The organism is bacterium (assembly GCA_041648665.1).
In the GTDB taxonomy this organism is placed as follows: Bacteria; UBA10199; UBA10199; order 2-02-FULL-44-16; family JAAZCA01; genus JAFGMW01.
Genome location: JBAZOP010000114.1, coordinates 1 through 8,107 on the forward strand (window position 1 = coordinate 1; position 8,107 = coordinate 8,107).

Genomic DNA, 8,107 nt, shown 5'->3' on the forward strand with positions numbered 1-8,107 from the left:
CCTTCTTCAGCTCTCCGATTTTGCGCTTCAATGCCCCCTCGCCCGCGAAGGTCGTTTCCTCGAAGGGCGTGCACGGCTTGGGCACGAAGGGCGTGACCGTGAGGTCGATCGCGGTGGAGCGCTGCGAGCGCGGGGCTTTGCCCCTGACGGCGTCGCGTATCTTTACGGCGAGCGGAGCGATCGCCGCGATGTCCGCCTCGGTTTCTCCGGGCAGCCCGATCATAAAATAGAGCCGGAGGCGCGTGATCCCCGCTTGTGCGAGCGTCTCTGCCGCGACCAGTATCCTCTCGTCCGAGATCCCCTTGCCGAGTGTGCGGCGGAGACCCTCTGACCCTGCCTCTATGCCGAGTGCGATCGAGCGAAGCCCTGCGTCGTGGAGGAGCCTTGCCTTTCCCTCGTCTATCGCGTCCACGCGCACGGACGACGGCGAAAAACTCGCTTTGCGTTCGATGATGGATGCGGCGATTGATTCGAACTTGGGATGGGAGAGGATGTCTGCGCCGACGAGTCCGAATTTCCTGCGGTGCGCAATCCCGTCTTCCACCATCGCCATGATCGCGCGTTGGCTGCGGAGCCTGGGTTTCCCGTATATGACGGGCGTTGCGCAGAAGCGGCAATTTCGCGGACAGCCGCGTTCGATCTCGATGAGGTGCATGTCCCCGAACTCCGCAGCCATCGAGTAGATGATGGTCTCGGTCTTGAAGGGGTCGAGCGATTCGATGTGACGCCGTGCGATCGGTTTCTTCGAGGGCCCGATCATCACCCCGGGTATCTGCTCAAGCTCCGCGATCGCGTCCATCTTCGTGAGTCTCGCCTCCATGATCGGGATGACCCTGTCTGCGAATGCCTCGAATTCGCCGAGAAAGACCGCGTCCGCGATCAGGGATAGCGGCAAGGGGTTGAGGGTGGGTGCGGCTCCGCCCGCGATTATCAAAGGATGATCGTCCGTCCTCTCGGCTGCCCTGTGCGGGATGCGGGAGATCGTAAGCGCAGGGATGATGTTGAGGTAGTCGTTTTCAAAGGAGCAGGTGAGCGCGATCGCGTCGAAATCAGAAAGCGGCCTCTGCGACTCGATCGAGAGCACCGGGGTTCCGGTCGTCCTGTGCTCCGCCATATCGAATTTCCCCGGCATGAAGGCCCTCTCGCAGGCTATGGCCGGGCTCGCGTTCAAGATGCGGTATATGGAGTGGACGGCCAGATTGCCCATGCCGACGCTGTAAACGTTGGGATAGAGCAGGGCCGCGGAGCACTTGCCGCCCCAGTCCTTTGCCAGGGCTCCCTGCTCCTGCGAGGCGAGTTTCTTGAGCTTTTCTCTGATCTTCCAAGTCATCCGCCCTTACAGACCACATCGGAATCGGCCTTGCAATGCCCCAGGTGGCCTACTATGGATTGCCTCCCATGCAGGTCATAGGGTGGCTACATAGGCGCGAGGCGCAGAAGAGGGCCGAGGAGATTCTCTCCGAGTGCTGTCATAGACTTGCCCTCGGCAAGAAGAGCTTGGGCAAGAGCGGGAGGGAGTGGATCGCAAGGCGCCGTTGGAAAGAGGACCCTGATGAGATGAAGAGGGCGATCTACTTCGCGGCGCTGGCTGCGAGGGACGGCACAGTGGAGGCGGCGCACTTCCCGCCGCGCTGTGTTAAGGACCACGAGGCCCATGTGAAGGCGAGCTTCGAACAGATGTCTCTGGAGCAGGTGGTGGGACAGAAGGTATGCCACTTCTTCGAGAGGCTCGGCGACGTCGAGGTGAACTCGGTTCATCGCATCGTGATCGAGCAGGTGGAGAGGCCGCTCATCGAACGCTGCCTTGCGTGGGCTGATGGCAATCAGCTCAAGGCTGCGCGCGTGCTCGGCATCAACCGGAACACGCTGAGAAAGAAGATCAGGGAACTGGGCGTCAAGATATGAACTCCGCCAAGGATCAAATCAAAGGGCTGTACGCGATAGCGGACAGCGCGTTCTGTCCGGACGGCTCGCTGCCTGCGCTCGTGCGCGGATTTCTCGATGGCGGATGCAAAACAGTGCAGCTTCGGATGAAGGGGACGGACGAAGTCGCTTGCTCTCGGATGGCGATGCAGAATGCGGTCGAGATCATGAAGCTCAAGTCCGGGTACGACTTCACGTTCATCGTCAACGACCATGTCGACGTGGCGCTTGAGACGGGCGCGGACGGCGTGCACGTGGGCGAATTCGACGAGCCCGTGCGCTCCATCAAGGAGAGGGCGCCGGGGCTCGTGGTCGGGTATTCATCGCACTCGATCGATGAGGCAAGGCGGGCTGCGGCCGCGGGCGCGGACTATGTCGCGTTCGGGGCGATCTACCCCACGCGCACCAAGGGCCCCGGCCACCCGGTGCAGGGGATCGGCCGACTCAGGGAACTCGTGCAATCGGTCCGCGTCCCCGTCGTCGCGATCGGCGGCATAGGCCGCGCGAACATCGACGAGGCGCTTTCCACCGGCGTGCGCTCGGTGGCGATGATCAGCGCTATCTCTCAGGCGCCGGATGTGACGGCTGAAACCGCATGGTTCGTGAAAAGGATGAAGGATTTATGACATCGAAGCGGACAGTCCTTGCTATCGGCGGCTCGGATCCATCGGGCGGCGCAGGCGTGCAGGCGGACCTCAAGACGCTCGCCGACCTTGGCATCGACGCCATCTCCGCGATCACCGCGATCACCGCCCAGGACGACGAGAGGGTGCTCTCCATCCATCCCACGCCGGCCGACGTTCTCACGCAGCAGCTCGCCACCGCGTGCGCCGGTCGCGAGATCGCGGCGATCAAGATCGGCATGGTCGCCACCAAATCCAACGTGCGTGCGCTCGCCTGGTTCTTGAGGGGGATGGATGTGCAGAACATCGTCATCGATCCGGTGCTCCACTCCTCGTCGGGATCCGCTCTTCTGGATGGGGACGCGCTGCCGCTCTTCAAACAGCAGCTGCTGCCGCTGGCGACCGTCATCACCCCGAATATTCCGGAGTCCTCCGCGCTCGCGGGCATGCAGGTGACGAGCCTCGACGCCATGCGCAAGGCCGCGGAGTCGATTCACCAGGGTGTGCTCAAGATGCGCGACAAGATCCACAAGCCGCTGGCGATCGTCGTCAAGGGGGGGCATCTCTCCGGCGATGCGATCGACGTGCTCTTCGACGGCGAGAAGTATCATTCCTTCTCGGCGCCGCGCATAGAGGGGAAGTCTCCGCGCGGGACCGGCTGCCGCTTCGCCTCCGCCATCGCCGCAAACCTGGCAAAGGGCGAGGCCTTGACCTCCGCGGTCAGCAGGGCGAAAGAATATATGGCTTGGTATATCGAGAAAGCCCTCTGATCATCTCTTGCCGAAGACCATGGTGCGGTACGGCGCTTTGTTGCCGTGCTCCCGCGAAAATCCGTTCTGCTCGTAGTATCCGAAGGCTACCGCCGCTCCGATCTCCTTGTAGTCGGCCTTCATGATGTTGGCGCAGTGGCCGGGGCTGTTCAGCCATCCCTGTATCTGTTCTTCCAGCGTCATGTGTCCGAGGCCGATGTTCTCGCCCACGAATTTTGAGGGGTAGCCGGCCGCAGCGGCGCGCGTCGATGGTTTGCTTCCGTCCTGGCCGTCGTGCTCGAAATATTCCTTGGTCGCCATATCGACCGAGTGGTCCAGCGCGGCCTGCGCCAGGTTTGCGTTCCACGCGACCGGCCGGGCGGGCGGAAAGTAACCCTTGCCCCCGCATGTGCGGCCCTTTGATCTCGCCTGATTGACCAATGAGAGTATCTCCGGCGTGGCCTTGCCTTCGGCGGCCTTGACCGCTGCCGGCGCTTGAGGGGCCGGAGTTGCCGGGGCAGGGGGCGTCGTGGGGGCAGCGGGGGCCGGCGGCGTTGCTTCCGGCTGCTTCGCCTCGGGATCGATCTTTGCGATCGCTTCCCTGGCCTTCAGCCTCACGCTTTGAGACGGGTCCTTCTCGGCGATCTTTGAGAGCGCTTTCAACGCTTTCTTCGCGTCAGGTCCGATCATCCCAAGGATGAACGCGGCCGCCTTTCTCAGCGCCTCGTCATCGCTGGAGAGGTAATTGCGCAGTATCTCTATGGCGGGCGCCGCTGCCGGGCCGATGCCGTAGAGCGCGATGAGCGCTTCTTTGCGCACATTTAAGTCGGGATCCTTGAGCAATCCGGCGGCAGCGGTTGCTGCGGCGCCGGCCTCCTTCGGGTGCTCTCCCATCCATCCGAGCGCCCAGATTCTGGTCGATGAGTCGCCGGTCTTGAGGAGCTTTGAGATGTCCGATGCGACGATGATCCTCGCCAGGATCTCTTTCGCGGCCTTGGCTTTCTTTGGATTGTCGCCGAACGCCGCCTTGGCCAGGCCGGGGATTGCGGCTGTCGCGGCACGGTCCATCGTCTTGAGCGCCATGATGGCGGCCAGCGCGATCCTCTCGTCCGAGGAGCCTATCAGGCGGGAGAGGAGGGGCGCCGCCTTCGCGGCGTCTGCGCCGAGCTCCATCAGAGCGAACAGCGCCTCCTTCTTCACATCTAAGGACTCGTCCTCTAGCGCTGCGGCGATCATGGGCGCTGCGTCTGCGGCCTTCGACCCCATCTTTCCCAGGGCGGATATCGCCTTCATGCGCACGACGGGATCCTTGTGCGAGATCGCCTTCTTGAGTTCAGAGATGAGGGGCTTCACCTTCATCGACATGAGTTCCTGTTTGGCACTGTCCGCGATCTCGGCGTCGTTGCCCGCGAGCGCTGCCAGAAGCTCCGGCACGGTGTGTTTGCCGAGCGGGTCGGCTGCGTGCTCCGGCTGTGACGGGGGAGATGCCGGCTGAGCCTCGACTGGTCCCTCCGCAGGTATGGCGGAAGGATTCGCGATCTGTTTCAGCGCATCTGAGGCGGCCTTCCTGACCTCCGGATTGGAGGACTTCTTCCTCTTCTTGAGCGCGTCGATGACCGTTTTGTCGGCTACGCCGATCCTGCCGAGCGCCCTCGCGCACGCTATCACCGTCTTGCCGTCGCCCTGCTCCATCACCGAGAGGATGGCCGGGACGGCATCGGCCGCGTCCGGGCCTATCTGACCGTATTCGTCTATGACCGCTACGCGCGTATTTGCGAACATGAGGAGCTCGCTCTGTCTCGACATCCTTATCCTGAGCGAGTTCTTGCCGTCCGGGCCCTGGATCACGGCGACGAAGCTGTTCGAGAGGCCTGTTTTTTTCAGCGAGATTGCCTCTTGCTCCGTGACTATCGCGTCCCTGCCCTTGCCGAGCGCGGAGCTGACTGCTGCGCACTGCTCCGCGGACAGGAATACGTCCGGCATGGTCCCTTGCTCCAACTTCTGGCACTCCACCTCCGAGATGCCGTCGTCGGTCGCGTTGAATTCGATCGCCATTTCGGCGAGGCCAGCCTGATTCTGATTGATGCCGCTTCCATGCGAATTCGACTGGGACGATTTCTTCGGGGGGGTGTAGTTCTGCGCGTAGAGCGGTGTGGCCGTAGCCATCCCCCTCTGCCTGTTGATCAGCGATATCTCTGATATGAATTCGTCGGAGAATTTCATTTCCCTGAGGGCGTTTTCATCGGGGCCGGCTATGGCCCCGTCCGCCATCGCCGATCTTAATACGTTGCACTGAGCCGGCGCAATGTAGTCCTCGGAAAACACGTTGCCGCTGAATTCCTTGCATGTCTCCGCCGATAGACCGTCGTCGCGCAGATACGCAGCCAGGACCTGTCTTGCCATCATAGATTGTGACACTATGCCTCCCTGGGCAGAGGGGAATGCCCATATGCCGTCTGGTTATCGACTGTCCGTTCGGAAAGTTGCCTGAATTCTGTCCGGCGCCGCAGATTATCTGTTTGTATAACTATATGATCTAACAAGTTTTCTGAGGGCGAAGCTGCAGTGGTCAAGTTTCCCACGCGTTGCTGCGTTGGCACGGAGGTTGCTGTATAATCCGTGTGGTGACTATTGGAGGGGATATGGCGCTGGACATCAAGAATATGGGCGAGTCGCTGAGGGGGATGGCATCCGAGGAGGAGGCCGGCTCCACCATCCATGCGAGGCGCGAAGAGGGCGATGCGAGCCTGACGCTGTCGGTGGATCCCGCGGGGGATGTGGAGATGACCTATTATGTCGCCGACGGAGACAGGGCGGTGACGATCCACGGCGCGGAGGCGATAGTCCAAGGACCCGGAGGGGACATACGCTATTACAGGATCAATGCGGGTCCTGAGGGAACGAAGGTGGAGGGGGAAGAGCCGGCGCGCGATTCGAAGCTGGTCTTGAGCGCCATGGCCATGCTCGACCGCGCCGTGGCAAATCTCAACGGCCCGGAGGATTTCAAGAGGTTCAATCCGTTTGAGGATGAGCCTCTCTGATCAGAGAGGCGAATCGTTCGAGCGTTTCTTCCACGTCGACGTCTTCAGTCACATCGAGACCGACCGTTGTGCCGAGGCTGCCGTCCGCAGCCGAGGATATCCGCTGAACGGTGTTGAACGAGAGCTTCGATGAGTCCATCGTGCCGAAGGCGCCGCCGTAGAGGCTGCGGTGGATGCTCTCATTGGCGTCTATGAAGTCGAGCGCGCGTTCATGCGGTGCGCCGGTGAGACGGTGCGACGGCAAGAGTCCCATCAGCGCGTCGATCGCGGAGATCTCGTGCGAAAGCGTCCCCTCGAAAGTCATGCGCCTGGCCGATTCGGTCGGCGGATCCAGGCGGACAGAGAGGGGGCGTCCGCCCTCGCACAGCTGCGCGAGTCTGGACGCGACCTCTTCCGATATCGAGCGCTGGGTCCATCGGTCGCATTCCTCGTCAGCTGCGAACGAGAGGGTGGACCTCAAGGCGCGGTCCTCGGTCCTGATGAGGGCCTCCGAAGAGCTGACCATGTACGCAGACCCCTCGTGCGTGAACATGGCGCGCAGCTCCCCATCCTTCGTGCTGTCGAGGAACTCTCGCAGGGCGCAACCCTCCTGTTCAAACCGCTGGCTGTGGCGCACGAGGTGTATGCGGTCCACGCTCTCCGAGCGCAGCCATTGCCTGGCGGAGAGCAATATCTCCTTGAGCTCAGCGTCGTCCGGCGCGACCCTGAGATCAGGGGGTTCCCTTGACTGCGATGCGGATTCCCACGTGCGCCGCGGCCCGGATTTAAGGATTTCGAGGAAGATATTCGCTCTCTCCTCCGCTTCATCCGCGTCATCGCCGTTTGCCACCAGGGTTGCGGTCCCTTCCGCGTGATCGAAGAGCGCCGCGACCGGATATATCCCCAGCCTGCATTGCGAATGTCTGGAGAACCCCCTGGCCGGCTCTTTGCCGCGGAGCGCCCTGGCCCCTTCGAAACCGATGTAGCCGGCGATCCCTCCGCTGAACGGCAGATACGGGTCCCGGGCCATTGCGGCTGCACGGCCTGCGAAGCGCGTCAGCGCGGAATATGGATTGTCTATGGTGGCGTGGCCGTCCGTCGTGACGAAGGCGCCGGCGATGGAGAATGTGCCGGTGGGGAGGGCGGAGACTATCGAACATCGGCCTGAAGAGGCGTGCGCCCTGCGCGCGTCGATGCAGAAAAAACCCGGGAGATCGGAAAAGGCCAGGACCGTATCTTCGAAGGATCTTCCTCCGACAGGGATGGCGATGGGAAGCCGCGGCATGAAGGCAGTAGAACACACGCCGCAGAGGTTCGTCAATCCTTCGATTGAACTCAGGGGCAATCGCAATTTTGGCGGGAGAAGACCGTGATCTTTACATGACAGCCCCGAGGTGCTAGTCCTGTCGCACATTTCCAATCCAAGGAGGCTCAAGATGGCTACCGATACCCACAATCCCTTCAAGATGGCGCAGCAGCAGTTGGACGAGGCGGCCAAGATACTTGGCTTGGATGCCGGCACGCACGCAGCCCTGCGCGAGCCGATGAGGGAGATGCATGTCTCGTTGCCGGTGCGCATGGACAACGGCCAGGTTCGCGTGTTCAAGGGTTTCAGGGTCCAGTACAACGACGCGCGGGGGCCCACGAAGGGCGGCATACGCTTCCATCCGGACGAGAACATAGACACGGTGCGCGCGCTCGCCGCTTGGATGACGTGGAAGACCTCGGTGGTCGACGTCCCGCTGGGCGGGGGCAAGGGCGGCATAATATGCAACCCCAAGGAGATGAGCCC

The 8,107-nt window shown here is 62.1% G+C and carries 8 protein-coding genes; 5 read left to right on the plus strand and 3 right to left on the minus strand.

From position 1 onward, the window contains the following. A partial coding sequence (locus WC683_18180; GenBank protein MFA4974539.1) for a radical SAM protein occupies positions 1 to 1,330 on the minus strand: 1,330 nt, incomplete at its 3' end. Positions 1,331 to 1,374: 44 nt separating this feature from the next. Between WC683_18180 and WC683_18185 the strand changes: the two genes are divergently transcribed. Genes WC683_18185 through thiD form a run of 3 tightly spaced genes read left to right on the plus strand, consistent with a single transcriptional unit; the run spans position 1,375 to position 3,316 of the window. Then, positions 1,375 to 1,905, plus strand: coding sequence for a helix-turn-helix domain-containing protein (locus WC683_18185; GenBank protein ID MFA4974540.1), 531 nt, complete (start codon positions 1,375 to 1,377; stop codon positions 1,903 to 1,905). Continuing rightward, positions 1,902 to 2,549, plus strand: a complete 648-nt coding sequence (gene thiE / locus WC683_18190; protein MFA4974541.1) for a thiamine phosphate synthase — start codon at positions 1,902 to 1,904, stop codon at positions 2,547 to 2,549. The genes WC683_18185 and thiE overlap by 4 nt, the downstream gene beginning before the upstream one ends. Continuing rightward, positions 2,546 to 3,316, plus strand: a complete 771-nt coding sequence (thiD, locus tag WC683_18195; GenBank protein ID MFA4974542.1) for a bifunctional hydroxymethylpyrimidine kinase/phosphomethylpyrimidine kinase — start codon at positions 2,546 to 2,548, stop codon at positions 3,314 to 3,316. Before thiE ends, thiD begins: the two co-directional genes overlap by 4 nt. On the opposite strand, the gene WC683_18200 is transcribed toward thiD, so the two are convergent. After that, complete coding sequence (locus WC683_18200; GenBank protein ID MFA4974543.1) at positions 3,317 to 5,713, minus strand: HEAT repeat domain-containing protein; 2,397 nt, start codon at positions 5,711 to 5,713, stop codon at positions 3,317 to 3,319. It lies immediately after the preceding gene. 224 nt (positions 5,714 to 5,937) lie between these two features. Between WC683_18200 and WC683_18205 the strand changes: the two genes are divergently transcribed. Further along, positions 5,938 to 6,336: a hypothetical protein gene (locus tag WC683_18205; GenBank protein ID MFA4974544.1), complete on the plus strand. Its 399-nt coding sequence runs from the start codon at positions 5,938 to 5,940 to the stop codon at positions 6,334 to 6,336. On the opposite strand, the gene WC683_18210 is transcribed toward WC683_18205, so the two are convergent. Beyond that, complete coding sequence (locus tag WC683_18210) at positions 6,308 to 7,600, minus strand: chorismate-binding protein (GenBank protein MFA4974545.1); 1,293 nt, start codon at positions 7,598 to 7,600, stop codon at positions 6,308 to 6,310. The two genes, WC683_18205 and WC683_18210, sit on opposite strands and share 29 nt — an antisense overlap. Before the next feature lie 151 nt (positions 7,601 to 7,751). Here WC683_18210 and WC683_18215 point away from each other — a divergent pair. Beyond that, positions 7,752 to 8,107: Glu/Leu/Phe/Val dehydrogenase dimerization domain-containing protein (locus tag WC683_18215; GenBank protein ID MFA4974546.1), on the plus strand; the 356-nt coding region annotated here is incomplete at its 3' end.

What these genes read in the sequence shown, in the direction of transcription:
- WC683_18210 (MFA4974545.1), bottom strand. Translation starts at nt 7,600, where the DNA reads ATGCCGCGGCTTCCCATCGCCATCCCTGTCGGAGGAAGATCCTTCGAA.
- WC683_18205 (MFA4974544.1), top strand. Translation starts at nt 5,938, where the DNA reads ATGGCGCTGGACATCAAGAATATGGGCGAGTCGCTGAGGGGGATGGCA.
- thiD (MFA4974542.1), top strand. Translation starts at nt 2,546, where the DNA reads ATGACATCGAAGCGGACAGTCCTTGCTATCGGCGGCTCGGATCCATCG.
- thiE (MFA4974541.1), top strand. Translation starts at nt 1,902, where the DNA reads ATGAACTCCGCCAAGGATCAAATCAAAGGGCTGTACGCGATAGCGGAC.